The organism is Pseudomonas sp. AOB-7, assembly GCF_003696305.1.
Taxonomy (GTDB): domain Bacteria; phylum Pseudomonadota; class Gammaproteobacteria; order Pseudomonadales; family Pseudomonadaceae; genus Aquipseudomonas.
Map to the genome: position 1 here is coordinate 348,085 of NZ_RFFK01000005.1, position 25,243 is coordinate 373,327.

A 25,243-nucleotide genomic window follows, 5' to 3' on the forward strand; every position below is an offset into this window, starting at 1 on the left:
AAGGGGCAGAAGCAAGGCGCGCCGGCCCACGACGAATCGAGGGGCACGCGGCGCGCGGAGGGAAATGGGGAGGACTGCATGGGTCGCTCTCGCTTATACATTAAAGTCCACTCTGGACTTTAATGTACAGATCGTCAACCCCTGCGCTCAGCGCAACCCGAGGCGTTTTGCCAACCGACTCAGATTGGCCCGATCGATCCCCAGCTCGCGCGCGGCATCGGCCCACTTGCCCTGGTGGCGCGCCAGGCATTGCTCGATCAGCCGGCGCTGGTAGGCATCCAGCGCGCTGCGCAGGTCCTGCCCCGCCGGCAGCGCGCCGGGCGCACTCTCGCCCGGCGCCTCTGCGGCCGCCACGCTCGCGGGCAGGTCCAGGTCCTGCAGCTCCAGGCTGAGAATCCGCGGCCGTTCGCCGTGGCGCGCCAGCGCCTTGAGCGCCGCGCGGCCGATCAGGTGCTCCAGCTCGCGTACGTTGCCCGGCCAGTCGTGCGCCAGCAGCGCCTTCTGCGCCTCGCTACTCAGGCGCAGGCTGCGCAGGCCCAGGCGCGCGCGGTTGTCTTCGAGGAAGTAGCCGGCCAGCAGCAGCACGTCGCGGCCACGCTCGCGCAGCGGCGGCACCGGCAGCGGGTAGACGCTGAGGCGGTGATAGAGGTCGGCGCGAAAGCGCCCGGCGCGCACCTCGGCCGCCAGGTCGCGGTTGGTGGCGGCGATCACCCGCACGTCGACGCGGTGCTCGCGGTCCGAGCCAAGGCGCTGCAGCTGGCCGCTCTGCAGCACGCGCAGCAGCTTGGCCTGCACCGCCAGCGGCAGCTCGCCCACCTCGTCGAGAAACAGGCTGCCGCCGTCGGCCAGCTCGAACTTGCCGCTGCGCTCGCTGAGCGCGCCGGAGAAGGCGCCGCGCACGTGGCCGAACAGCTCGCTCTCCACCAGCGCCTCGGGCAGCGCCGCGCAATTGAGGCTGACCAGCGGCCGCTGCGCGCGCGGCGAGGCGCCGTGGATGGCCTCGGCCACCAGCTCCTTGCCGACCCCGGTTTCGCCGGTGATCAGCACGGTCAGCGGGCTGTCGCCGACCAGACGGATCTCGCCCTGCAGCTTGCGCAGCGCGGCGCTCTGACCGATCAGCTCGCGCGGCTGCTGGCGCGCCTGCTTGTACAGCTCGGTGAGCTGGCGCTCGGTCTCCACCCGCCGGGCCAGGCCGCTGATCCGCTCGCTGGCCTTGACCGTGGCCGCCGCCAAGCTGGCGAAGGCATCCAGGTTGTCCAGGTCGGCGCGGCCGAAGCTGGCCGGGTCCAACGCATCCAGGGTCAGCAGGCCCCACAGCTGATCGTCCAGGTACAGCGGGCAGCCCAGGCAGTCGTGCACCTCCAGATGGCCGTGCAGCCCCTCGACCAGGCCGTCGTAGGGGTCGGGCAGGCCGCAGTCGGCGGCGAAACGGGTCGGCCCGCGGTGCTCGATCAGCGCCGCCAGGCGCGGATGCTCGCTGACCTTGAAGCGCCGCCCCAGGGTGTCGGCGCTCAGGCCCTCCACCGCCAGCGGCACCAGTTGCTCGCCGTCGAGCTTGAGCAGCGCCACCGCATCGCAGGGGAACAGCTGGCGCAGGGCGGCCAGCAGGCGGCGGTAGCGCTCGCCGTCGTCCAGCTCGCGGGATAGGTCGGCAACCAGCGGGATCAGCGTCTGCAACAGCGGGCTAGCGGTCATTTCGACAACCTAAAGTCCTTATGACTCGTATTGACCACGAGTCATTTTAACAACAATAAAAATAAGCCATTGAATTTAAACGATAAATTAAATGGCACGATTCATGAGAGGCATACAGCGCTAACGCTAGCACGCCAGATGCGGCCAGACGAGCCGGGCCGGCGCCTTTTCATGCCTTGCAGGAGTTACCCATGCTGTCCAACGCCCAACGCGATCTGATCAAAGCCACCGTGCCGCTCCTGGAAAGCGGCGGCGAGGCGCTGACCACCCACTTCTACCGGATGATGCTGAGCGAGTTTCCCGAGGTGCGCCCGCTGTTCAACCAGGCGCACCAGGCCAGCGGCGACCAGCCGCGCGCCCTGGCAAACGGCGTGCTGATGTACGCCAAGCATATCGACCGTCTCGAGGCGCTCGGCCCGCTGGTGGCGCAGATCGTCAACAAGCACGTGTCGCTGCAGATCCTCCCCGAGCACTACCCCATAGTCGGCGGCTGCCTGCTGCGCGCGATTGGCGAGGTGCTCGGCGCCGAGATCGCCACCGATGAAGTGATCGAAGCCTGGGCCATCGCCTACCGACAACTGGCCGATATCCTCATCGGCGCCGAGGAGAGCCAGTACGCGCACAATGCCGCCGCCCCCGGCGGCTGGCGTGGCGCTCGCGCCTTCCGCGTGGCGCGCAAGGTGGCCGAGAGCACCGAGATCACCTCCTTCTACCTGGTGCCGGCGGACGGCGGCGCCCTGCTCGACTTCCAGCCCGGCCAGTACATCGGCCTGCGCCTGCTGCTGGACGGCGAGGAGGTGCGGCGCAACTACTCGCTGTCGGCGCCGGCCAACGGCCGCGAGTACCGCATCAGCGTCAAGCGCGAGGCCGGCGGCCGGGTATCCAACCACCTGCACGACAAGGTCCAGGTCGGCGACCAACTGGAGCTGTTCCCGCCGGCCGGCGAGTTCATCCTGCGCGACTCGGCCAAGCCGCTGGCGCTGATCAGCGCCGGCGTCGGCATCACCCCGGCGCTGAGCATGCTCGACGCCGCGCGCCATAGCGGCCGGCCGATCCACTTTATCCACTGCGCCCGCCACGCCGAGGTGCACGCCTTCCGCGACTGGGTCGAGGCCCGCGCCGCCGCGCATCCGCAGATCCGTCACTACGTCTGCTACAGCGAGCCGCGCGCAGGCGATCAGGCCGATGCCGAGGGTTTCCTCAGCCGCGAATTGCTGGCGCAGTGGCTGCCCGCCGAACGCGACCTGGACGCCTACTTCCTCGGCCCGAAAGCCTTTATGGCCCAGGTCAAGCGCCACCTGCAGGAACTGGGCGTGCCGCCCGAGCAGAGCCACCATGAGTTCTTCGGCCCGGCCGCAGCACTGGATAGCTGATCAATCAGGAGGTGCATCATGTTCCCGCTCGCCCCGCAGCAGCTGCTGCGTCTGTCCAGCCAACTGCTGCTGGCCGGCCTCGGCCTGCTGCTGCTCGGTCTGCTGGCGGCCTATGGCCTGGAGTCCAGGTTGAACCTGGCCAGCCTGGTGCTGGCGCATAGCCTGACCATCATCGGCCCCGGCCTGCTCAAGCTCGGTTATGTGCTGCGTCTGGCGGCGCAGCAGGGCCTGCGGCGAGGGGAACAGCAGCATGCAACTGCTTGATCGCAACCGCGCGCTGGCGATTGCTCCGCTGTGGCGCCTGGGCTTTCGCCCGTTCTTTCTCGCCGGCGCGCTGCTTGCCCTACTCGCCGTCGCCCTCTGGGCCGCGGTACTGCAGGGGCTGCTCAGCGCGCCGCAGGTGCCCGGCGGCCTGCTCGCCTGGCACCGCCACGAGATGCCGTTCGGCTTCGCCCTGGCGATCATCGCCGGCTTCCTGCTCACCGCGGTGCAGACCTGGACCGGCCGTCCGGGCTTGAGTGGGCGGCCACTGATCGCGCTGTTCGCCCTGTGGCTGGCGGCACGGCTGGTCTGGTTCCTACCGCTGGCGTTGGGGGTGCTGATCGCCGCCCAGCTGGCCTTTGTCGCCCTGCTGCTCGCGCAGCTGGCGCGCCAGCTGATCGCCGCCCGCCAGCGCAACAACTACCCGATCCTGCTGGTGCTGAGCCTGCTCGGCCTGTGCCAGGGCCTGACCCTCGCCGGCCTGGCCCTGGGCGACGACGCGCTGCAACGGCGCGGTGCCCTGGCGGCGCTGTGGTTGATCGCGGTGCTGCTGAGCCTGATCGGCGGACGGGTGATTCCCTTCTTCACCCAGCGCGGCCTGGGCCGGGTCGAGGCCTTCGCCGCCCAGCCCTGGCGGGATCGGCTGCTGCTGGCTGGCGGTCTGCTGGTCGCCGCGCTGTTCGCCAGCGGCCACAACCTGCAGGCGCAGCCCTGGCTGGCGCTGCCCTTCGCCCTGCTGGCGGCGCTGCACGGCCTGCGCCTGTGGCACTGGCACCTGCCGGGCATCTGGCGCGTGCCGTTGCTGTGGTCGCTGCACCTGGCCTACGCCTGGCTGCTGGTCGCCACCCTCGGCATGGCCGCCTGGCACCTGGGTTGGCTGGCGCAGCCCAGCCCGGCCAGCCATGCGCTAGCGGTCGGCGCCCTGGGCGGGCTGGTTCTGGCGATGATGGCGCGGGTCAGCCTCGGCCATACCGGGCGACCGCTGCAGCCGCCCAAGGCCATGGCCTGGGCCTTTACCGTGCTCAACCTGGGCGCCTTGATCCGGGTGGCGGCGGGCGGCAGCTGGCTGTGGCTGGCGGCCCTCTGCTGGGGGCTGGCCTTCGCCCTGTTCGTCGTCTACTACGCGCCGCTGCTGTGCCGGGCGCGGGTCGATGGCCATCCGGGGTGACCAGCGGACCAAAAACCATTGGCGCACCGATCCATACGCCGATGTAGGGCAAATCAGCGCGTAGGGTGGATGTCGCTTTTCACATCCAGCACAGCGGTGGATCGGTAAAGCGTGATCCACCCTACGCCAACAACCTCAATCGACCAGGGTGCAGGCCATCACCAGCGCGTCTTCACGACCGCCCACCGCCGGGTAGTAGTCGCGGCGCCGGCCGACTTCGTTGAAGCCATAGCGCTCGTACAGGCGGTAGGCGCTCTGGTTACTGGCGCGCACTTCGAGGAAGCACTCGCGACCGCCCAGCTCATGGGCCTCTTTCATCAAATGTTCGAGCAGGCGCAGGCCGAGGCCGCGGCCCTGACTTTCCGGCTTGACGGTGATATTGAGCAGGTGCGCTTCGTCGAGGATCAGGTTGATCACGCCGTGGCCGACCTGCTGGCCGCCCTCGAACATCAGCCAGCAGTGATAGGACTTGAGGCTGTCGGTGAAGATGCCACGAGTCCAGGGGTGGCTGAAGGCGGCGTATTCGATCTTCAGCACGGCATCGAGATCCGCCTCGGTCATGGGGCGGAAGGAAATCGCATCGGTCATTCGCTAGAACTCGGCGGCAGGTGGCACTCAGGCGTCGGTACTTTTCAGCCAGCGCTGGCGCACGCGCTGCATGGCTTGCCACAACTCGCGCTTGCGCGCCGGCTCTTCCATCAGCAGCTCCAGGCCCGGCAGCGCCCAGCAGGCGCCGAGGCCCTCGATCTGCAGCTCGCGGTTGTAGCTCTGTGCGTCGCCCTCACCGGCGAAGCGAATGGCCGGCAGGCCGACCAGCCACAGGCAGATGCTGGGCTGCTCCTCCAGGCGCGCGGCGACGAAGCTCTGCACGAACTCCAGCGCCGCCTGCGGGCCCTGGTCCAGGTTGCCGCGCACCAGCAGCGGCCAGCGCACCGGCTCGCCGAGCAGTTGCGGGCTGTCCGGCAGGCCGGCGGCGCGCAGCAGGTCCTTGAGCAGGATGTAGGCCGGGTCGCGACTCTGGAACGGCTCGCCGGTGGGCAGTTCCACCAGCAGCGCGCAGTCGCCGGCGCGCAGCAGCTGCAGGGCGAATCGCGGTGGCGGCGCGGCGACGCGGGCCGGCTTTTCCTCCACCGGCGCAGCCTCCTCGACCACCGCGGCGGCCTGGCGCGGCTGGGCAGCGGGGCGCGGCACTTCGATCTTCGGCCGCTCGGCAGCGGGCGCTGGCACAGTTTCGCGGGCTACCGCCGGGGCCGCGGCGACCGGCTCGACCGGCGTCTCGACCTCTATTTCCGCCTGCGGCGGCTCCAGCAGTTCCGGCCGCGACGGCGCGGCGAAGGGCAATACGGTGCGCGGCAGCCAGCTGGCCACCTGCATGGCGCCCAGGTAGGCGCGCCGACGGAGTTCGGGGATCACACGCCCTCCACTTGCGGGTGCGCCTTCTGCCCGACCTGCATCAGGTTCAGCGCGTTGATATAGGCCTTGGCCGAGGCCACCAGGATATCGGTGTCGGCGCCGTTGCCGTTGACGATGCGCCCGCCCTTCTCCAGGCGCACGGTGACCTCGCCCTGCGAGTCGGTGCCCTGGGTGATGGCATTGACCGAATACAGCAGCAGGCTGGCCTCGGAGGCGGCGATGGCCTCGATGGCCTTGAAGGTGGCATCCACCGGCCCGGAACCCTGGGCGCCGGCACGCCGTTCGTTGCCCTCGACGCTGACCACGATCTGCGCCTGCGGCACCTCGCCGGTCTTGCTCGCCACTTCCAGGGTGACCAGCTTGAAGTGCTCAGGCGCCTCCTCGGCCAGGGTGTCGGAGACCAGCGCCTGCAGGTCCTCGTCGAAGATCTCGTGCTTCTTGTCGGCCAGCTCCTTGAAGCGGGCGAAGGCGGCGTTCAGCTCGGCCTCGCCGGCCAGGACGATGCCCAGCTCGTCCAGGCGCGAGCGGAAGGCGGCGCGCCCGGAGTGCTTGCCCATGACCATCTTGTTGGTGTTCCAGCCCACCGACTGGGCGGACATGATCTCGTAGGTCTCGCGGTGCTTGAGCACGCCGTCCTGGTGGATGCCGGACTCGTGGGCGAAGGCGTTGGCGCCGACTATGGCCTTGTTCGGCTGCACCGGGAAGCCGGTGATGCCGGAGACCATACGCGAGGTGCTGAGGATATGTGGGGTGTCGATGTTGGTGTGCACGCCGAGCAGGTCCTGGCGGGTCTTGATCGCCATGACGATCTCTTCCAGCGCGGCGTTGCCGGCCCGCTCGCCGAGGCCGTTGATGGTGCACTCGACCTGGCGCGCGCCGGCCACCACGGCAGCCAGGGAGTTGGCCACGGCCAGGCCCAGGTCGTTGTGGCAGTGCACCGAGAAGATCGCCTTGTCGGCATTGGGCACGCGCTCGAGCAACTGGCGGATGGTGTCGGCGTACTGGTGCGGGATGGCGTAGCCGACGGTGTCGGGGATGTTGATGGTGCGCGCGCCGGCGTCGATGGCCGCCTCGATGATGCGGCAGAGGAAGTCGATCTCCGAGCGACCGGCGTCCTCGCAGGAGAACTCCACGTCGCTGCACAGGTTGCGCGCCTTCTTCACCGCGCGCACGGCCTGGGCCACCACGTCATCCGGCTGCATGCGCAGCTTGTACTGCATATGGATCGGGCTCGTGGCGATAAAGGTGTGAATGCGCCCGGAGTTGGCCCCGGCCAGCGCCTCGGCGGCGCGCTCGATGTCGGCGTCCACCGCGCGCGACAGGCTGCACACGGTGCTGTCCTTGATGTTGTCGGCGATCGCCTTGACCGCGGCGAAGTCCCCCGGGCTGGCGATGGCGAAACCGGCCTCGATCACGTCCACCCGCAGGCGCTCCAGGGCCTTGGCGATGCGCAGCTTCTCCTCGCCGGTCATGGAGGCGCCGGGGCTCTGCTCGCCGTCGCGCAGGGTGGTGTCGAAGATGATGACGCGATCATTGCTGCTCATAGGGGTTTCCTCACGGCTGCCGGGGCGCCCTTCGTGGGGGCGTCTGTAATCGGCCGATTGTCGCGTGAAATGGGCGGGCCGGGAAGGCACAGCTGCGGCTCGTCGGGTGGATGTCGCTTTTTACATCCACCATGGGGCAGTGCGCGCCGATGGTAACGGTGGAAAACAAAACGCCCGCCAAGTGGCGGGCGTTTGCCGACCCTGTGCGCTAGGCGCAGCCAATCAGAGCGGCTGATCCCAGGGACGGTCGCCGTGCTCGTCCTTGATGCGGGTGGGCAGGCCCATCACGTCCAGCAGCTTCAAGAACGGCTCGGCCGGCAGCTCCTCGACGTTGACCATGCGCTTGGCATCCCACTCGCCACGCGCCACCAGCAGGGCAGCGGCGACCGGCGGCACACCGGCGGTGTAGGAGATGCCCTGGCTGTCGGTCTCGGCGAAGGCTTCTTCGTGGTCGGCGACGTTGTAGATAAACAGCTCAGTCTGCTTACCGTCTTTCGTGCCTTTTACCAGGTCGCCGATGCAGGTCTTGCCGCTGTAGCCCGGCGCCAGCGAGGCGGGATCGGGCAGCACGGCCTTGACCACTTTCAGCGGCACGACCTCGAGACCTTCGGCGGTCTTGACCGGCTGCTCGGAGAGCAGGCCGAGGTTCTTCAGCACGGTGAACACGTTGATGTAGTGGTCGCCGAAGCTCATCCAGAAGCGCACATTCGGTACGTCGAGGTGCTTGGACAGCGAGTGCACCTCGTCATGGCCGGTCAGGTACAGGTTCTGTTCACCCACCACCGGCAGATCGTCGGTGCGTTTGACTTCGAACATGCGGTTGCTCACCCACTGGCTGTTCTGCCAGCTGTAGACCGTGCCGGTGAATTCGCGGAAATTGATTTCCGGGTCGAAATTGGTGGCGAAGTACTTGCCGTGCGAACCGGCGTTGACGTCGAGGATGTCGATCGACTCGATCTTGTCGAAGTACTGTTGTTGCGCCAGGGCGGCATAGGAGTTGACCACGCCCGGGTCGAAGCCGACGCCGAGGATGGCGGTCACGCCCTTTTCCTGGCATTCGGCCAGGTGCTTCCACTCGTAGTTGCCGTACCACGGCGGAGTTTCGCAGATCTTGCTCGGATCTTCGTGGATGGCGGTGTCCAGATAGGCGACGCCGGTGTCGATGCAGGCGCGCAGCACGGACATGTTGAGGAACGCCGAGCCGACGTTGATGACGATCTGCGATTCGGTCTCGCGGATCAATGCCTTGGTCGCTTCCACGTCCAGAGCGTTCAGCGCATAGGCCTTGATCTCGCCGGGCCGCTTGAGACCGCCCTTTGCCTGCACGCTGTCGATGATGGCCTGGCATTTGGAGATGTTGCGCGACGCAATTGCAATGCGACCTAACTCGTCATTGTGTTGCGCGCACTTATGGGCCACCACCTTGGCAACACCTCCTGCACCAATGATCAGGACATTCTTCTTCAATTGTTCCACCTCCTAGTACTGCGTTATTGAAAGCGTTTGATGAATCGTAGGGTGGATGACGCTCTTTTCATCCACCATCGCTTGGCAAATGGTGGACGGATGAAGCGTCGTCCACCCTACGTGACTTGAACCTGTCAGCTGAGGCTCGACAGGTAGTCGTCGAACTCGAACTGGCGCACCACCNGTGACTTGAACCTGTCAGCTGAGGCTCGACAGGTAGTCGTCGAACTCGAACTGGCGCACCACCTCGACGCTACCGTCGAGTTGTTTCACCACGATGGACGGCATCTTCAGGCCGTTGAACCAGTTCTTCTTGACCATGGTGTAACCCGCCGCGTCGATGAACGACAGTCGATCGCCGATCTGCAGCGGCTTGTCGAACTGGTATTCGCCGAAGATATCGCCGGCCAGGCAGGATTTGCCGCAGACCATGTAGCTGTGCTCGCCGCCTGAGGGCGCCATCTTGGCGTTGAGGCGGTAGATCAAGAGGTCGAGCATGTGCGCTTCGATGGAGCTGTCGACCACCGCCAGGTGCTTGCCGTTGTACAGGGTATCGAGCACGGTCACTTCCAGCGAGGCGCTCAGGGTGATCGCCGCTTCGCCCGGCTCCAGGTAGACCTGCACACCGTATTTTTCCGAGAAGGCCTTCAGCCGCGCGCAGAAGGCATCGATCGGGTAACCCTCGCCGGTGAAGTGGATGCCGCCGCCGAGGCTGACCCACTCGACCTGGGCGATCAGGTGGCCGAAGCGCTCCTCGATGCGGGTCAGCATCTGGTCGAACAACTCGAAGCTGGCGTTCTCGCAGTTGTTGTGGAACATGAAGCCGCTGATCTGGCCCATGACCTTGGCAATCTTCTCCGGGTCCCACTCACCGAGGCGGCTGAACGGGCGCGCCGGGTCGGCCAGCAGGTAGTCGGAGCTGCTCACCTGCGGGTTGACCCGCAGGCCGCGGATGGTGCCTTCGGTGGCCGCGGCGAAGCGCTCGAGCTGGCCAATGGAGTTGAAGATGATCTTGTCGCAGTTGGCGACCATCTCTTCGATCTCGTCGTCGGCCCAGGCCACGCTGTAGGCGTGGGTTTCGCCGGCGAACTTCTGCCGGCCGAGCTTGAGCTCGTAGAGCGAGGACGAGGTGGTGCCGTCCATGTACTGCTGCATCAGGTCGAACACCGACCAGGTGGCGAAGCATTTCAGCGCCAGCAGCGCCTTGGCCCCGGAGTTCTCGCGCACGTAGGCGATCTTCTCCAGGTTGACCAGAAGCTTCTGTTTGTCGATGAGGTAGTACGGCGTTTGGATCATCTCGTAGCCCCCGCAAGGTCGGCCGATGAGGGGCCTTGCGACCCCCCAGAAAAAAGTGGACGCGAATTGTGCCGATTACCGACAAATATCGAAAGGGTATTGGAGATTTTTTGTACAACGGGCGATTACCGGTTGCCTCGGCAGAAGCCAATGCAGGGGGCGCCGTGCGCAGCGGGGTGTACGAAGCCTCGGTGCGCATAGCGCACCCTACGGGCCTGCCATGACAGGGGCGTGACCGCCGGCCTTCAGTTGATCGGCGTGGCGGTCAGGTTGGCGCGGATATCGGCGTTCTGCAGCTTCATGCCGTACATGGAGGTGACCGCGCCGCCGGTGGGGTGGACGTTCTGGATGCGGTCGATGTTGATCTCCTTGAAGTGCACCCGGCCGTTGACGGCGAAGCCCAACGGGTCGGGCGTCACCGGTGGGCAGCCGCTGGCGCCCTTGTCGCAGACCTTGGTCGGTGCCACGTCGAGGTTGAGGTCGACGCGCACGCCGTAGCTGTTGGCATTGGCGTCGGCCGGATTGGCGTCGGAGGTGTGGAAGTTGTCCACCACCAACTGCGCGCCGCTGCCGTTGACCCCGTTTACCCGATCGGTCTCGATGATCAGCTGGTTGCGCTTCTCGCTGGCCGAGACGCTGCCCGCCGGATTGCCCGAGGCGTCGCGGACGAAGACGTTCTTCAGCCCGGCGGTCAGGCCCTCGTTGCCGCGGTCCTCCCAGCGCCCGCCGCTGGCCGAGCAGGCCGAGGCACTGGCGCCGCTGCCGCCGACGCACAGCGCGCCGGCGCCGCCGGAGCTGAGGCTGAGGGTGGAGCCCTGCTCGTAGCGGCGCAGCACGATGCGGCCGAGGCTGTGGCCGCTATGGCGGTCGCCCCAGCGCAGGTCGCCTACGTCCAGGGTCGACCAGTAGGTGCCCTTGTTCAGTTGCACGCCGTCCTGGGTCACGTCCAGCGAACCGTCGCGAAAGTGCATGTCGTAGCGCGTGCCGGACAGCCACAGGCCCTTGCCGCTTTCGTCGACGGTGATCGCCGCGTTGGCGTCGCTGATGAGAAAGTCGGCGTTGTAGCGCAGGCCGTCGCCGCTGGCGCCGCCGGGGCGGATGGTCAGCTGGCCGTTGAGGGTGAAATCGTAGGCCGGGAAGATTTCCAGCAGCACCAGCAGTTCGGTGCCGCCCTGCAGCGGCGCATCGGCCGTGCCGACGCGCAGGCCGTCGAAGCTGTAGCTGCCGACCACATTCTTCAGGCCCAGGCGCAGGCCGTCGAAGTGGCCGTCGTAGCCGCCGCTGCCCGGCTGGGTATTGGCGCTGCCGGCGTAGCAGCCGGCGCTGACGCCGCCGGCGCAGCTCTTGGTCAGATCCAGGCTGAGCTGGCCACTGCCATGGGTGCGCAGGCCGCTGAACCACAGGCTGTTGCCGTTATCGGTGAGCGAGACCGAGCTGCTGACCATGTTCCACGACAGATCCGCGCTGATGCCCTTGAGCCCGGAATTGGGATCGCCGCCGGGGCGCAGCCTGAACCAGTTCTGCCGTGCGCCCTGGTCCTGGAAATTGAGCTCCAGCGCCAGGCTGCCGATCTTCTGGTTGCTCGGGTTGCCGATGATCAGGCCGCCGAGGCTGGCGTTGAGCTTGAGGTCCTGAAAGGCCAGTTGCGCATAGCGGCCGCTGCCGTCCTCGCCCAGGTCGAGGGTGATGCCGTTATGGCTGCTGAGCACGCCGGCGAAGTTCTCCGCGCGCAGCACGCCGTCGTCCCGGTACTGGAACAGGCTGTTGGCAATGGTGATCTGCGGGATCAGGCGCAGCCCCTCACCAGTAGCGCCGCCGCCGGCGATGCGGATGCTGCCGCCCAGGCGCAGGTCCATATCCAGCTGGCCGAAGCTGCGCCCGTGCTCGGGATGCCGCGTATCCGGCTCGCCCGGGGTAACCGCGACACCGGCCACGGGATCGCCATGCGCCAGGTCCAACCCGATACCGCCGACATGCGCGACGAAGCGCGTGTCGCCCAGATCGAGGCGCACCGCCGAGCCGTTGCCGCCGCTGACGATATCCAGATAGGCATTGTTCAGGTAGGCATCGAAGGAGGCGTTGCGCACGATCAGATCGAAGCCATTGTCGCGGTAATAGAAGGTCACCGCGTCCAGGCTCAGGCGGCTGTCGTCGAGGCTGAAACCGGCAACCCCGCTGGCGCCGCCGCCACGCAGCTTGAGGCCGGCGCCCAGGGTATAGAAAGCGCGGAAGGCGCCGAAGCTCTTGTCGCTGCCGGCGAAGCCAACATTGCTGATCGCCAGTTCGTTGGGCCGGCCCTGATGCTCGATCTGCAACCGCTCGTCGACCACGTCGAGCTGCGTGGTCGAGCTGCTGCCGGCTTGCTGCGGGCGACTGGAGACGCCTTCCAGGCGCAGGCTCCGGCCGTCGTCGCGGTACTCGATGCTGCCCGCCGACCAGCCGCCGCCGCTGGTTTCGATGCTGATGCCGCCCTGGCCGCTGACGCCGGCCAGGCTGTCGTCGTCCAGCGCCTGCATGGCCCAGACCGGCGAGCTGCCCAGCAGGAGCGCTGAAAGCCAAGCGTGACGCTGCATGATGCGGCTCCTCAATTGGTCGGGAAGATCAGCACGCTGCCCTGCATGCGGATGCTGCCGTCGATCTTGGCCGAGAAGATATTGGTCTGCTGATAGCTGGGGTCGCCGCCGTTGGCGGCACTCAGCGCCTTGTTCTTCCAGCCGCCCTGGCTGGCCACGCCGAAGGCGAAGTTGCCGTCCTTGAAGCGGATTTCGTTGGGCAGGCCGAGCGCCAGCACCTCCTGCTCGCCGCCCGCGCCGGTCAGGGTGCGGGTGTCGAGGGTCAGGCCCTCGAAGCTGAAGATGCCCTTGAGGTTGTCCAGCACGTACCAGCCGGCATTGGCGCCGGAACGAATCGCCAGGCGCAGGCCGCAGCTCTCCGGGCTGGCCGCGCCGGCCAGGGCGCAGCTGCGCTGGTTGGCCGTCCACAGCGCCGGGTCGTTGCTCGCCGGGGTATCCCAGAGCACGCCGCCGTCCTTGTTGATGCTGAACTCGCCGGACAGGTAGACCCCGCCCTGGCCGCTCATCTGGCTGAGGGCGCTGTCGTCCAGCGGCTGCAGTTCGGCCAGGGCCAGCGCCGGCAGCAGCGCCAGCAACGCCATGCTTCGGCTAGCGCAGGTCATAGCTGCTCACCTTGAGGTAGTTGAAGCTCAGCCCGGAAATCTCGTTGCGCCCGAAGTTGTAGCCGCCGGTGGGAATCGCGGTGGGGCTGCTGCGCGTGCCGCCGACGGTCAGGTTCTCGAACACCAGATTGGTGCGCGGCGCGTTGGCGTAGAAATCGGTCGCCAGGGCCTGGCGTTGTGCCGCGCTGGTGCCAGCGGCAGTGGGGTTCTGCAGTTCCAGCACGAACTGGCCGTCGGCGCTGGAGCGCAGGCGCAACGGTTGCGACTTGCCGTAGCCCAGGGCGATATTGGCGTAGCCGTTGGTGATATAGAGGGTGCGCGCGCCGCGCTGGGCGGCGGTCTCGCCGGCGGTATCGCAGTTGGCCTGGGCGCAGGACATGATCTCCAGGGTCTTGGCGAAGATATTCACCCGCGCCTCGCCGACCAGCTCGCCGTTGCCGTTCTGTCCGGGGTCGCCCCACAGGCGCAGGTAGGAGCCGTCCATCACCAGTTGGTGGAAGTCCAGGGCGAGCATCTCGGTACGCCCGGCCGCCACCTGGAAGTCGAAGCGCATGCCCAGATCGGCGCGCCCGCTCGGCGCGGTCGAGCAATTGGAGCCGGCGCCGGCGTAACTGGCGATACAGGGGTTGCCGCCGGCGGTCAGCCGCTCGGGGAAGTTGAACGACAGCACGGCGACATTGCTGGGCGTGGTCTGCACCCACTGACCGTCGTCGCGCAAGGTGCGCAGCTCCTCGCCCTTGGCCAGTTCCAGCTCGAAGGGATGGTCGAGGCTGCCGATGGTCACCGGGTTGAGATTGCTGCCCTTGTTGCTGCCGGCGGCGCCCAGGTAGAGGTTCTTCAACGAAATGGGGACGTTCTGCCCCTGGTCGTTGGTGATGTCGTTGATCACGATCTGCGCGCCGGAGCCATCCAGCAGCACCTGATCCAGCACGAAGCCCAGACCGGCGCCCTGCACGTCGGAGAGTTCCTGATCGCTCAGGGGTTCCATGGCCTGGGCCATTGCAGCCGGCAATGCGACCGCCAGCAGCAGGTAGCGCCTCATGCTCATGCTCAGCACCCCGCCGTTGCACTGCCCAGGCAGGTGTCCTGCCGGGGAATGCCGTTGAATGCCTGGTCGAAATTGATATTGATCGGCGAGACCAGATTACCGTTGGCGTCGCGGTACTTGGGCAGGTTCATGAACGCGCCCTGAAGTGCGGTGACGAAGGCGTTGCTGTCCATATCCCGCCAGGCCACGTCCTGGGTCTGTAGGGAGATGAAGAAACCCTTGGCCGCGTTCTGCATGTTGGACATATCGCTGGTATTGCCCACCGGCAGCGACTGGAACTGGGAGAGATTGAAGCAGGTCTGGATGCCCAGAATGCTGCAGTTGCTGGAAGCGAACCCGCCCAGCAGTGCATCGGTCCAGCCCCCGGCGCAGCCCGAGGTACAGTTGAGCCCGTCACCGTTCTTGATACCGGCCATGGTGCCCCTAACCGGATCGGCCGTCCCGCCGGAATTGACCAATATGGCATCGGCTTCGACAATGCTGCTGCGGTACACGCCGGCCAGAAACAGCGCGCTCTGCTGCAGTAAATTCGACTTGTTGTAGATGGCATCGCCCGTGCCCTTGATATGCACAGGGATGTTGCCGGTCAGGCTCTGGATATCGCCAGACAGCGTGCCCTTGGCCTCGCCGAAACCGATACGCACCCCGACTACACGATTTCCATCGTAGGCCAGTTCCAGGAAGGGGTTGGCGATCTTGAACGGGTTGACGGTGTCATTAGGCCCCACCGTCCCCAGTGCGAAATTGTTGATCAGGATGTCGGAGGAACCCGCTAGCTCGCCGGCCCGGTTGTACTGCCCAAGCTGCAGTTTCTTAATGTTCAGCTGGGTATCGATATTCAGTCCGAAGTTGACTCGGGTGTAATTGATACCTGCATTGCTGTCGGTGGTGAGGTTGATAAACGCCTGTCCGGTGACGGCCGACAGCTCGTCGTCCGCCAGCTCCTCCAGCTTGGCCTGAGCCACCGGCGCGACCAGCAGCGAGGCGCACAGCAATGCCAGAGCATGCTTGGCGAAACGGCAGGACTGGCGCATGGCGGAACCCCTTTTCTTATGGTGGCGGTCGAGCGCTCCGACTCGAGCCCTTAAGGCCACTATAGGGACGCCTGCGCCAGGACGGCCCGACCCATAGTCGAGAAAAGGACGTCCAATAGCCGCCTGCCGCGGCGCGATCAGGGCGGCGGTGTTACCGCCGGCAACAGCGGCGTAACACCCACCCGTCAGCCCTGGCGGAACAACGCCAGCAGGTGCTCGGCAATAGTGCCGCGGATGGCGTCGATGCTCAGCTGCGAACAGTGCGCCAGCTTGTGCGGGTTGATCCGGTGCAGGTGCAGCGACGGCATGCGCGCCTCGTACTCGCGCAGATCGCCCTTCACCAGCACCGGCAGGAAATGCTCGCCGCGTGCGCGGTAACGCTCGATCAGCAGGCGCAGGCCGTCCTGGAACGGCAGCTCGCGCGAGGCCACCAGGCGAAACTCGCCCGGCACCTTGAGGTACAGCCCGGTCTCGCCTACCGCCTCGCCCGGCAGGATATGTACCCCGGTGGCTTCCACGGCGTCGGCCGGGATATCGTGAAAGGTGTCGTGCCAGGCCAGCTCGTCCGGCAGGATGGTGATGCTGCCCGCCTCCTGCGGCACCACGAAGCTGTAGTTGCTGTAGAGCTTTTCCACGTAGCTGGAATAGATGCACAGGCGGTTTTCGAAGCGCTTGAGAAAGGCGATGGCCTCGCTGCGGTCGGTGATGGCATCCAGCTCCCAGTCCAGGTCGCGCTGGTGCTGCAACTCTTGCCAACAGGCGTCGATACTCAGGGCGGTGGCGGGCATGGGCGAACTCTGGCGGCAAGGCTACGCGCAGCTCTTTGCAGAAAGTGCGCCAGCCGCCAGGCAGCGCTTTTTCCACCCATATCAAGGACTTGCCCGGCCCATCCGGGCCCGCCGCGTCCCAATGTGCCGCAACGCGTCACCTGCCTCTGATCGACTCGCGCTCAAACCCGGCACCCGCCTTGCAGTACAATCGCCTCTTTTCACTTGCCTGGACCCGGCGCCTCGATGATCGATCCCAAGCGCGTATTGCGCGCCCTCGCCGAACACTGGACGTTGCTCGAACCGCTCTGCGAGCGTTTCGACGCCGGCACCCTGAGCCTGGTGGAGCTGCGCGGCCAGCTCGCCGCGCAATTGCCCGACGCCACGCCCAGCGACACCACCGCCCTGCTCGACACCTGGATCCGCCTGGACATCCTGGTACCGGTGGCCAAGAGCCCCAACCGCTTCGAGCTCAACGCGCAGATCCACGACTTTCTCGCCTACCTGCGCCGCGAGCACCGCCTCGGCCTGTGCCTGGAGATCGAAGCCTACCTGCGCCACCTGGAGCGCCTGGCCGGCTATATCCAGGACGCCTTCGAAGTGCGCGATGCCAACGACCTGGCGCGTCAGTTGCGTCTGCTCGATATGCGCGTGCGCGACGTGCTGAAGAAGCTGGCCAACGACGAGCAGGCGCTGGTGGGCGTGGCCGACCGGGCCAAGACCTCGGACCGGCAGATTCCCCTGCGCCAGCGCTACGCCGAGGTGCTGGCCACCTGGGACGAATATGTCGAACCGATGATCCAGCTGGTCGCCGCCGACGGCGCCTTCGAACAGGGCGTGCGCCGGGTCGAACAGGTGCTGCTGCGCCTGCTCGGCGACCAGCAGCGCCTCGGCCAGCTGGTCGACGACGACCTGCTGCTGCGCACCCACGCGCGCATCCTGGAAATGCAGACCACCGCCCAGCTGACCCTGCGCAAGGCCCGCGAACTGCTGCTGCCGCTGCGCGAGGAAGCCCGCCGGCACAACGCCGTGACCCGAGGCGCGGCGCTGGCGCTGTCGGTGATCCGCAAGAAGGGTATCGACGCCGTGCCGCAGGCGGCCATGCCGCTGTTCACCCGGCCGCAGAGCAACTTCCTCGGCAGCGCCAGCCAGGTCGAAGCCTACGTCTACGCCCTGGCCCGCTTCGAAGCCAAGCCGGCGCATTTCCCCAAGGCCAGCGGCGGTCGCAAGGGCGGCGCGCCCAAGGCGCCGAAGACCGCGCGAGAGATGATCGAACGCTGCGAACAGGCCCTGCCACTGCCAGACCTGATGGCCTGGCTGCTGGAACAGGAGCCGGAAGGTGCCACCGACGAGCTGCTCTACTGGTTCTCGCGCCTGTCGCGCGAGTCGCGTTTCCAGCGCGAGCGTCTGGAACGCCGCCAGTACCTGACCCGCGAGCACGAGGTCAGCCTCAGCTCCTATGCCCTGGTAGGCCAGCCCAATGCCTGAGTACTACGTAGGGTGGACAACGCTTTTTTTGTCCACCTTGGCGATTGCCGGGCGGTGGACGGATGAAGCGTCGTCCACCCTACCCCCTGCTCAAGACTCCGTAGGGTGCGCTGTGCACACCATAACCGACGACCCGGTGCGCACGGCGCACCCTACTCGGCTCCACTAGCCAACGGATTGCCATGAACATCGATCTAAAAGAAATGACCCAGCTCGCGGCCGCCTTCCGCGACCTGTTCAAGGGCTACCACATCTCGCGCAGCGAGCCGGAGTGCTACGCCCAGCTGTCCAGCATGCAGGACCAGTACCGCGCGCTGTTCCGCGCCCTCGGTTTCGAGCTGGTGTGCGACCCGCGCGGCTTCTACTACTTCGTCCCCGAGCAGGTCGCCCCACAGGTGAACAAGACCGCCCAACGCCTGGCGCTGTTCACCTTTATCCTCGTGGAGCATCTCGCTGACCAGGGCCGCGACCCATTGAGCGTGCTCGACGGCGGCAGCATCGGCCGTGACGAGCTGCCGGCGCTGCTGGACAAGTACCGCGACCTGTTCCTGCAAGCCGAGGTGACCACCTTCGAGGAGCTGGAAGACAAGATCATCCGCCGCCTCATCCAGCTCGGCTTCGCCGAGGACAGCAACGGCGTGTATCGCTTCCTGCCGCCGATGCACCGCTTCCTCGACGTCTGCCTGTCGGTGCAGCACGACCGCGACCTGGCCGCCAGCCTGCACAGCAGCGACCTGCCGCTGCCGGCACCGGTGCTGCTGGACGATGACGGCGATGCAGACGCGACCGCTGTCATCGATATCGAAGAATCCGAGGAAGATGCCCTGGCCCGCGCCATGGCCGACGAACGCGCCGCACAGGAGATGGACGCATGAGCCAGGAACGCTACGGCATCCGCCGCTTCGCCCTGCTGAACACCGCCGGCTACAGCCTCGGCCTGTTCCCGCTGGAAAACCCGCTGTCGGTCTACGGCGCCAACAACCTGGGCAAATCCGCCTCGATCAACGCCCTGCAGTTCCCCATCCTGGCGCGCATGTCGGACATGAGCTTCGGCAAGTACAGCCTGGAAGCCTCGCGCAAGTTCTACTTCGCCAGCGACACCAGCTACATCCTCGTCGAAGTCGCCCTGCCCCATGGCCCGCACGTGATCGGCGTGGCCGGTCGCGGCCCGGGTGGCGGCTTCGGCCACCAGTTCTTCGCCTACGCCGGCGAGCTGGACCTGGAGCACTACCAGCAGAACGGCACCTGCCTGCGCCAGCGCGAACTGTTCAAGAACCTTGGCCAGGCCGGCATCACCGCCTACGAACTCAAGCCCGACGAACTGCGTCGCCTGCTGGTCGGCGGTCACACCAGCATCCCGCTGGACCTGACCCTGATTCCGCTGCGCTCGACCAGCGAGCAGAGCTTGAAGACCTTCCGCGCGCTGTTTATCAACCTCCTGCACATGCGCGAGATCACCGCGGCCAAGCTCAAGCAGCTGTTCCTCGATGCCTTCGAGCACAGCCTGCGCTCGGGTAGCGTCGACTATATCGCCGCGACCGAAGAAGCCTTCCGCGACGTGCGCCGCATGGAGCAGGACTACCAGGCGCTGGTCACCGCCGGCCCCTTGATCGAAGCCCTGGCCTCGGGCGTGACCCAGCGCGAAGTGCTGCGCGGCAAGCTGCATCGCCTCTCGCCGCTGCTCGACAACCTGCTGGGCACCTGGCACGACTACGCCGATGCGCGCAAGGAAGAGCTGGTGATCCAGGCCGAGCACTACCGCAACGAGCAGGACGGCCTGCAGAACGAGCAGCGCGGCGGCACGGCCGAGCTGATGCGCCTGGAGCGCGAGATCAGCGAGATCCAGCGCTGGCTGGGCGAGCTTTCCGTGCTGAAGAACCGCTTCGCCCTGGTGGAAAGCGCCAAGGTGCTGGAAGAGCAGCTGCTCGCCGCCAAGGACGCCCACGACGAACTGGCCGGCGCCCTGGCGCAGTCGCGCCAGTTCTCCAGCGAAGACCTGGACGAGCGCCTGCGCGACCTGGAAAAACGCCTCAAGTCGGTCAAGCAGCAACTCGACCACGCCGACAACAACAGCTACTCGCGCCTGCGCGAGGAATTCAGCCAGCAGGACGTCGACCGCCTGATGCGCCTGTTCAACGGTCAGCTGTTCAGCCTGCCGCTGGGCGAGAAAGGCATCCAGGCCGACGGCGACGACTGGGTCAAGGCCGTCGAGGCGGTGCTGGACCGCTTCAAGGGCGACACCTTCGCCGTGCCGGGCCTGTCCATCGACCTCAGCCATATCGAACCACCTGCACTGCAGGCGCTGGCCGACCGCGCCGCCCTGCGCGATCAGAAGGATCGTCTGGAGCGCGAGCTCAAGCAGCTCAAGACCCAGCAGTCGGTAGCCGCCGACCGCGCCGCCAGCAAGGCCCAGGCCGAGACGCTGTACCAGGCCGTGCTGGACGCACAGAAAGCGCTGGAAGACTTCCGCAAGAGCCAGACCCTGGCCGCCGAGGAGCCGCAGAAGCTGGAGCGCCTGGCCGAACTGGAAGGCGCGCAGGACGAACTCAAGCGCGCGAGCGATGCCTTCGCCGAACGCGTACAGCAACTGTCCGCCAAGCTGCAACTGGTCGGCCGCCAACTGGCCGATCTGGAAGCCAAGGAACGCACCCTGGAAGACGCCCTGCGCCGTCGCCAGCTGCTGCCGGCCGACCTGCCCTTCGGCACGCCGTTTATGGAGCCGGTGGACGATTCGCTGGACAACCTGCTGCCGCTGCTCAACGACTACCAGGACACCTGGCAGGCGCTGCAGCGCATCGACGGCCAGATCGAAGCGCTCTACGCCCAGGTGCGCCTGAAAGGCGTGGCCAAGTTCGACAGCGAAGACGACGTCGAGCGTCGCCTGCAGCTGCTGGTCAACGCCTATGCCCACCGCCAGGACGAAGCCCTCACCCTGGCCAAGGCGCGTCGTGCGGCGGTCACCGATATCGCCCGTACCCTGCGCAATATCCGCAGCGACTATGACAACCTCGAGCACCAACTGGCGCTGTTCAACCGCGAGATCAACAAGCGCCAGGTCTCCAACCTGCAGAGCTTTCGCATCGTCCTGGCGCCGAACAAGGAAGCCCTGCGCCATATCGATCAGATCATCCACAGCGCCGGACAGTACGAAGAGGGCGAGACCCTGTCGGTGTTCGACCTGTCGCAATCGGCCGATCAGGACGCCAAGAACGAAGAAGCCAAGGACTACCTGTCGCGCCTGGTCGCCGCCAACGGCAACCAGCTCGGCCTGAAGGATCTGTTCGAACTGGCCTTCGAGATCACCAAGGTGCATGGCCAGCCGATCATCCACACCGACATCGATGGCGCCGCATCCAACGGCACCACCATGACCATCAAGGCACTGACCAACATGTACCTGTTGCTGCACCTGATGGACCGCGAGCAGGCCGGGCGCATCCGCCTGCCCTACTACCTCGACGAGGCGGCGGACATCGACGAACGCAACCAGCAGGCGCTGATTGAAACCAGCCTGCAGCTCGGCTTCGTGCCGATCCTGGCTTCGGTGAAGCCACAGGTCTCGGCCCACGTGGCCATCGACCTGGAAGGCGGCAGCGGCCCCAACGGCATCTACATCGACGAGGCGGACTGGAAGTTCATCAAGCCCCGCGAGACTGCCAAGGTGCAGGCGCCGCAGCAGGAAGAAGCGGTCGAGCCGGCTTGAAGCTCAAGCCCCTCCCAAGGTTCACACGACCGTAGAAGCGGCTTCAGCCGCGAGCTTTCATAAGCCCAATGAAAAAGGCCGCTCGATGCGGCCTTTTTCATTTCTACAGTTTGCTCACTGCTCCAGCACGATCTTCGGCGCCCACTGCATCCAGCCGTCCTCGGGCTCATCGAACAGCGCAAAGGTCTGCCCCGGCTGCGCCGGCCCGCCCATTTCCGGGTTGTTCGGCGTGGCGAAGGCAATACCGCCCTCGATCAGCGCCTCCAGCGACTCGGTCCGCACCTTGACGCCCTTGAACAGCCCGGCATCCACGCCGATGCCGCTGGCATTCCAGAAGCGGCTGCCGCTGCGCACCAGCGGTGCATAACGCGGCTCGATCAGCACATGGATCAGCACCCGATCCGAGGTCGGCCCCAGTTCGAAGTTCACCACCTTGCCCACCGGGATTTCACGATAGCTGACCAGTACGCCGGGCTTGATCGAGCCGCGCCGCGCTGCGCTGAGCACCAGGCGCAGGCCCTCTTCACGCGCACTCTGACTGGGCGGGCTGCCCAATGCGGTGAACTCCAGCCGCCGCGCGCCCGGCTTGGCTGCCGGCTGCACTTCCAGGTACTGACCGCTGACCAGGGTACCCAGGTTGGCGGCGCGGGTCAGACTCAGTTCCGGCTTGATCACCCAGAACTGCGTGCCCTCGCGGGCGATACGCTCGGCGGCCTCGGTGATGCGCACGCCCAGCACCACGGCCTGCAGGTCATCGGTGAGGCTCATGCTCTCCACCTTGCCGACCTCCAGGCCCTTGTAGCGGATCGCCGTGCCGGGTTGCAGGCCGTCGCCATTGGCGACCCGGATGCTGATCGGTTGCCCAGGTTGCAGGGCGCTATCGCGATCGGCGTACAGGTTGAAACGCTGCACCCGCCGGTCGCTCCTGGCCGCCTGCGGCTCGGGGGTCTCGAAGGCGATGCCGCCGGCCAGCAAGGTCTGCAGCGACTCGCTCTTCACCTCCACCCCCGACAGCCCGCCCTTGAGGGTGATGCCGCTGGCATTCCAGAAGCGGGTCGAGGAGTTGACCAGATGGCTGTACTCCGGCTCGATGTGCACGCCCAACACCACCTGGCGGTCATCGCGCGACAACTGGAAGCTCTGCACCGAGCCCACCTTGATCTGCCGGTAGAGGATCGGACTGCCCACCTCCATGGACCCCAGGTTATCGCTGAACAGCACCAGGTGCAGCCCCGGCGCGCCCAGATCCAGCGGCGGCGCCTTGGGCCGCGCCACGAACTCGCGCAGCGGCGGATTGCCGCTTTCGCCGGGACGAATGGCGATGTAGTTGCCCTTGACCAGCGCCTCCAGACCGGTGATGCCGGCCAGCGAGATCGACGGTCGGACCACCCAGAAATCGGTGCCCTCGACCAGGTAGTCCTCGGTACGCGGGTCGAGCATCAGCTCCACCTGAGCGCCGCCCAGGTCGGCATCGACCTTGAACGTCTTCATGTGGCCGACCTGGATGCCCTTGTACATCACCGGCGTGCGTCCCGGCTCCAAGCCTTCGAAGTCGTGCAGCTTCAGCGCGACGCGGATACCGGCCTGCGCCGCGTCGTAGTCCTCGTAGAGGCGGAAGGGAATGCTCGGATCGGTGGCCGGACTGTCCTTGCGGTGCTCCGGCGTGGCGAAGGCGATACCGCCGGCGACTATGCTGGCCAGCGACTCGGTACGCAGCTTGACCCCGGTCAGACCGGCATCGATGGACACGCCGCTGGCGTTCCAGAAGCGCGTGTGCTTGCGCACCAGGCTGGCGTACTGCGGCTCGATGAACAGTTTCACCTCGACCGTGCTCTGATCCGCGCCCAACACGTAGCTCTTCACCCGACCGACCTGGATCTGCTTGTAGAACACCGGACTGTCCTTGCTCAAGGAGCCGAGACGTTCGGCATGCAGGGTCAGGTGCAGACCGGGCACGTCGTCCGCCAGCGGCGGCGCCTCGGGCAACGCGGTGTACTTGCGCGCCGGCTCGCCCTCCCCCGGGCTGACGGCGATGTAGTTGCCGGACACCAGGGTCTCCAGCCCGGTAATCCCGGCCAGGGTGACGCTGGGCTTGACCAGCCAGAAACGCGTGCCGCTGAGCAGATGAGGCTCGGTGTCCTTGTCCATCTCCAGCGTGGCGATCACCCCGCGCCGCTCGCCGCTGCGATCAAGCGCCAGTTCGGTGACCTTGCCGATGGCGATGCCCTTGTAGATCACCTCGGTCTTGCCGACCTGGATACCGGAGCCGTTCTCGAACAGCACCTGAATCTCGATGCCGGCTTGCGAATAGGCGCGCCAGGCCAACCAGGCCCCTATCGCCAGGGCGAGCAGGGGCAACACCCAAATGGCAGACCAGTTGGAAGCCGGTCGAGTCTTGGCCGTTGGCAGATCAGTCATGGTCAGGTTCCGTGTTGTCCCAGATCAGGCGGGGGTCGAATGTCAGGGCGGCGAGCATGGTCAGAATCACCACGCTGGCGAAGGCGGCGGCACCGGCATTCGGCTCGATGCTGGCCAGGCTGCCGAAGTTCACCAGCGCGACCAGGATGGCGATGACGAAGATATCCAGCATCGACCAGCGGCCGATCCACTCGATGAAGCGATACATGAGAATGCGCTGGCGCGCCGACATCGGCTGATGACGCTGCACCGAGTACAGCAGCAAGGCGATGCCGACCAGCTTGAAGGTCGGCACCAGGATACTGGCGACGAACACCACCGCAGCAATCGGCAGCATGTCGTACTGGATCAGCTCGATCACCCCGCCCATGATGGTCGACGGTGCCCCCTTGCCCAGGCTGTTGACCGTCATGATCGGCAGCAGGTTGGCCGGGATATAGAGAATCGCCGCGGTCAGCAGCAACGCCCAGGTGCGTGCCAGACTGTCGGGCCTGCGCGCATGCACCCGCGCACCGCAGCGGCTGCAATACTGGTGCTTGACGTCTGGGTCGACAGGGTTGAGCTGATGGCACTCATGGCAAATCAGCAATCCCGCATCAATCGCCCGCATGAATGTCCTCCCCGGACAAGGCTTCCCAGATCTGATGTGGCGACATGGTCACCTCCAGCCACACCTGCACCAACAGCAGCGCGACGAAACAGAACAATCCCAAGCCGAGGCTCAGGTCGGCCAGATCCATCAGCTTGACTATCGCCACCAGGATGCCCATCAAATAGACCTCGAGCATGCCCCATTCGCGCATATGGTGATAAATGCGATAGAGCAGCAAACCATAGCTGCGTCCGAAATCCAGGCGAATGCTTAGCAGCACCAACAGCTGGCACAGCAGCTTGAGCAGCGGCACCGCCATGCTGCAGAGAAAGACCACCAGGGCGATGCCCTGCATGCCGCTGTCGTAGAGCCCTACAACGCCACTCCAGACCGTATCCTCGGTGGTCTGCCCCAACAGGTTGAGCTGCATGATCGGCAGAAAGTTGGCCGGTACATAGAGCAGCAGGGCCGCGATCACCAGTGCCAGACTGCGCCTAATCACGCGGTGCCGGTGGCGGAACAGTTCATAGCCACAGCGCGGGCATGCCGCGCTTTCGCCATCGCTCAAGCTCGGCTTGTGCATCAGCAGATCGCACTCATGGCAAGCGACCAACGCCTCCAGCGGAAACATCATTAGCCGCTGCTCGGTAGCCGAATCAGACATGAAGTCCCCCAGGTAATATCGACCTATTCTAGACGAGCCACGGCAACGGACATACACAGGCGAACGGCGTCTCTCATGGCACAAGGTATGCCACGACTTTCCGACGCACAAAGAAGAAACCCCAGACCGCGTTGGCG

The 25,243-nt window shown here is 66.2% G+C and carries 20 protein-coding genes; 6 read left to right on the plus strand and 14 right to left on the minus strand.

Annotation, left to right across the window (positions count from 1 at the left end; genetic code table 11):
• Positions 1–147 precede the first annotated feature (147 nt).
• A complete protein-coding gene (norR, locus tag EA796_RS12745; protein ID WP_122108876.1) occupies positions 148–1,695 on the minus strand; it encodes a nitric oxide reductase transcriptional regulator NorR in 1,548 nt (515 codons plus the stop codon).
• 191 nt (positions 1,696–1,886) lie between these two features.
• Here norR and hmpA point away from each other — a divergent pair, with 191 nt between their 5' ends.
• Genes hmpA through EA796_RS12760 form a run of 3 tightly spaced genes read left to right on the plus strand, consistent with a single transcriptional unit; the run spans position 1,887 to position 4,497 of the window.
• Positions 1,887–3,068: an NO-inducible flavohemoprotein gene (gene hmpA, locus EA796_RS12750; RefSeq protein ID WP_122108877.1), complete on the plus strand. Its 1,182-nt coding sequence runs from the start codon at positions 1,887–1,889 to the stop codon at positions 3,066–3,068.
• A gap of 18 nt (positions 3,069–3,086) precedes the next feature.
• Complete coding sequence (locus tag EA796_RS12755) at positions 3,087–3,332, plus strand: hypothetical protein (RefSeq protein ID WP_021444570.1); 246 nt, start codon at positions 3,087–3,089, stop codon at positions 3,330–3,332.
• Positions 3,319–4,497, plus strand: a complete 1,179-nt coding sequence (locus EA796_RS12760) for an NnrS family protein (protein WP_122108878.1) — start codon at positions 3,319–3,321, stop codon at positions 4,495–4,497. Before EA796_RS12755 ends, EA796_RS12760 begins: the two co-directional genes overlap by 14 nt.
• 135 nt (positions 4,498–4,632) lie before the next feature.
• On the opposite strand, the gene rimI is transcribed toward EA796_RS12760, so the two are convergent.
• The 10 genes from rimI to EA796_RS12810 form a co-directional block, all read right to left on the minus strand.
• Complete coding sequence (gene rimI, locus EA796_RS12765) at positions 4,633–5,085, minus strand: ribosomal protein S18-alanine N-acetyltransferase (protein WP_021445354.1); 453 nt, start codon at positions 5,083–5,085, stop codon at positions 4,633–4,635.
• Positions 5,086–5,112: 27 nt separating this feature from the next.
• Positions 5,113–5,910: an energy transducer TonB gene (locus tag EA796_RS12770; RefSeq protein WP_122108879.1), complete on the minus strand. Its 798-nt coding sequence runs from the start codon at positions 5,908–5,910 to the stop codon at positions 5,113–5,115.
• Positions 5,907–7,454 (minus strand): 2-isopropylmalate synthase, encoded by a 1,548-nt coding sequence (locus tag EA796_RS12775; protein ID WP_122108880.1) that lies wholly within the window; start codon positions 7,452–7,454, stop codon positions 5,907–5,909. Before EA796_RS12775 ends, EA796_RS12770 begins: the two co-directional genes overlap by 4 nt.
• Positions 7,455–7,676: 222 nt before the next feature.
• The gene (locus EA796_RS12780; RefSeq protein WP_122108881.1) at positions 7,677–8,921 is read right to left on the minus strand and encodes a saccharopine dehydrogenase family protein; all 1,245 of its coding nucleotides are present in this window, start codon (positions 8,919–8,921) and stop codon (positions 7,677–7,679) included.
• A 198-nt stretch (positions 8,922–9,119) separates the two neighbouring features.
• Entirely contained in the window at positions 9,120–10,217 is a 1,098-nt protein-coding gene (locus tag EA796_RS12785) for a carboxynorspermidine decarboxylase (protein WP_122108882.1), read from the minus strand.
• Positions 10,218–10,462: 245 nt separating this feature from the next.
• The gene (locus tag EA796_RS12790; protein WP_122108883.1) at positions 10,463–12,790 is read right to left on the minus strand and encodes a DUF6160 family protein; all 2,328 of its coding nucleotides are present in this window, start codon (positions 12,788–12,790) and stop codon (positions 10,463–10,465) included.
• Between the two features lie 11 nt (positions 12,791–12,801).
• Complete coding sequence (locus tag EA796_RS12795; RefSeq protein ID WP_031304159.1) at positions 12,802–13,392, minus strand: DUF6160 family protein; 591 nt, start codon at positions 13,390–13,392, stop codon at positions 12,802–12,804.
• The gene (locus EA796_RS12800) at positions 13,379–14,434 is read right to left on the minus strand and encodes a hypothetical protein (protein ID WP_256679212.1); all 1,056 of its coding nucleotides are present in this window, start codon (positions 14,432–14,434) and stop codon (positions 13,379–13,381) included. The genes EA796_RS12795 and EA796_RS12800 overlap by 14 nt, the downstream gene beginning before the upstream one ends.
• An 8-nt stretch (positions 14,435–14,442) precedes the next feature.
• The gene (locus EA796_RS12805) at positions 14,443–15,474 is read right to left on the minus strand and encodes a DUF6160 family protein (protein ID WP_122108885.1); all 1,032 of its coding nucleotides are present in this window, start codon (positions 15,472–15,474) and stop codon (positions 14,443–14,445) included.
• A gap of 185 nt (positions 15,475–15,659) precedes the next feature.
• Entirely contained in the window at positions 15,660–16,262 is a 603-nt protein-coding gene (locus tag EA796_RS12810; protein WP_021446240.1) for a hypothetical protein, read from the minus strand.
• Between the two features lie 225 nt (positions 16,263–16,487).
• On the opposite strand from EA796_RS12810, the gene mksB reads away from it, so the two are divergent.
• From mksB to mksF, 3 genes are all read left to right on the plus strand, one after another.
• Complete coding sequence (mksB, locus tag EA796_RS12815) at positions 16,488–17,729, plus strand: Mks condensin complex protein MksB (RefSeq protein ID WP_122108886.1); 1,242 nt, start codon at positions 16,488–16,490, stop codon at positions 17,727–17,729.
• A 182-nt stretch (positions 17,730–17,911) separates the two neighbouring features.
• Positions 17,912–18,604, plus strand: coding sequence for an Mks condensin complex protein MksE (gene mksE / locus EA796_RS12820; RefSeq protein ID WP_122108887.1), 693 nt, complete (start codon positions 17,912–17,914; stop codon positions 18,602–18,604).
• Positions 18,601–21,432, plus strand: a complete 2,832-nt coding sequence (gene mksF, locus EA796_RS12825; protein ID WP_122108888.1) for an Mks condensin complex protein MksF — start codon at positions 18,601–18,603, stop codon at positions 21,430–21,432. Before mksE ends, mksF begins: the two co-directional genes overlap by 4 nt.
• A gap of 114 nt (positions 21,433–21,546) precedes the next feature.
• On the opposite strand, the gene EA796_RS12830 is transcribed toward mksF, so the two are convergent.
• Genes EA796_RS12830 through EA796_RS12840 form a run of 3 tightly spaced genes read right to left on the minus strand, consistent with a single transcriptional unit; the run spans position 21,547 to position 25,106 of the window.
• Positions 21,547–23,850 (minus strand): PqiB family protein, encoded by a 2,304-nt coding sequence (locus tag EA796_RS12830; RefSeq protein ID WP_122108889.1) that lies wholly within the window; start codon positions 23,848–23,850, stop codon positions 21,547–21,549.
• A complete protein-coding gene (locus EA796_RS12835; RefSeq protein WP_122108890.1) occupies positions 23,843–24,460 on the minus strand; it encodes a paraquat-inducible protein A in 618 nt (205 codons plus the stop codon). The genes EA796_RS12830 and EA796_RS12835 overlap by 8 nt, the downstream gene beginning before the upstream one ends.
• Complete coding sequence (locus tag EA796_RS12840) at positions 24,447–25,106, minus strand: paraquat-inducible protein A (protein WP_122108891.1); 660 nt, start codon at positions 25,104–25,106, stop codon at positions 24,447–24,449. The genes EA796_RS12835 and EA796_RS12840 overlap by 14 nt, the downstream gene beginning before the upstream one ends.
• Between the last annotated feature and the right edge of the window lie 137 nt (positions 25,107–25,243).

What these genes read in the sequence shown, in the direction of transcription:
- EA796_RS12790 (WP_122108883.1), bottom strand. Translation starts at nt 12,790, where the DNA reads ATGCAGCGTCACGCTTGGCTTTCAGCGCTCCTGCTGGGCAGCTCGCCG.
- rimI (WP_021445354.1), bottom strand. Translation starts at nt 5,085, where the DNA reads ATGACCGATGCGATTTCCTTCCGCCCCATGACCGAGGCGGATCTCGAT.
- EA796_RS12810 (WP_021446240.1), bottom strand. Translation starts at nt 16,262, where the DNA reads ATGCCCGCCACCGCCCTGAGTATCGACGCCTGTTGGCAAGAGTTGCAG.
- EA796_RS12840 (WP_122108891.1), bottom strand. Translation starts at nt 25,106, where the DNA reads ATGTCTGATTCGGCTACCGAGCAGCGGCTAATGATGTTTCCGCTGGAG.
- EA796_RS12755 (WP_021444570.1), top strand. Translation starts at nt 3,087, where the DNA reads ATGTTCCCGCTCGCCCCGCAGCAGCTGCTGCGTCTGTCCAGCCAACTG.
- EA796_RS12800 (WP_256679212.1), bottom strand. Translation starts at nt 14,434, where the DNA reads ATGAGGCGCTACCTGCTGCTGGCGGTCGCATTGCCGGCTGCAATGGCC.
- EA796_RS12785 (WP_122108882.1), bottom strand. Translation starts at nt 10,217, where the DNA reads ATGATCCAAACGCCGTACTACCTCATCGACAAACAGAAGCTTCTGGTC.
- EA796_RS12835 (WP_122108890.1), bottom strand. Translation starts at nt 24,460, where the DNA reads ATGCGGGCGATTGATGCGGGATTGCTGATTTGCCATGAGTGCCATCAG.
- EA796_RS12775 (WP_122108880.1), bottom strand. Translation starts at nt 7,454, where the DNA reads ATGAGCAGCAATGATCGCGTCATCATCTTCGACACCACCCTGCGCGAC.
- norR (WP_122108876.1), bottom strand. Translation starts at nt 1,695, where the DNA reads ATGACCGCTAGCCCGCTGTTGCAGACGCTGATCCCGCTGGTTGCCGAC.
- EA796_RS12805 (WP_122108885.1), bottom strand. Translation starts at nt 15,474, where the DNA reads ATGCGCCAGTCCTGCCGTTTCGCCAAGCATGCTCTGGCATTGCTGTGC.
- EA796_RS12795 (WP_031304159.1), bottom strand. Translation starts at nt 13,392, where the DNA reads ATGACCTGCGCTAGCCGAAGCATGGCGTTGCTGGCGCTGCTGCCGGCG.
- mksB (WP_122108886.1), top strand. Translation starts at nt 16,488, where the DNA reads ATGATCGATCCCAAGCGCGTATTGCGCGCCCTCGCCGAACACTGGACG.
- EA796_RS12760 (WP_122108878.1), top strand. Translation starts at nt 3,319, where the DNA reads ATGCAACTGCTTGATCGCAACCGCGCGCTGGCGATTGCTCCGCTGTGG.
- hmpA (WP_122108877.1), top strand. Translation starts at nt 1,887, where the DNA reads ATGCTGTCCAACGCCCAACGCGATCTGATCAAAGCCACCGTGCCGCTC.
- mksE (WP_122108887.1), top strand. Translation starts at nt 17,912, where the DNA reads ATGAACATCGATCTAAAAGAAATGACCCAGCTCGCGGCCGCCTTCCGC.
- mksF (WP_122108888.1), top strand. Translation starts at nt 18,601, where the DNA reads ATGAGCCAGGAACGCTACGGCATCCGCCGCTTCGCCCTGCTGAACACC.
- EA796_RS12830 (WP_122108889.1), bottom strand. Translation starts at nt 23,850, where the DNA reads ATGACTGATCTGCCAACGGCCAAGACTCGACCGGCTTCCAACTGGTCT.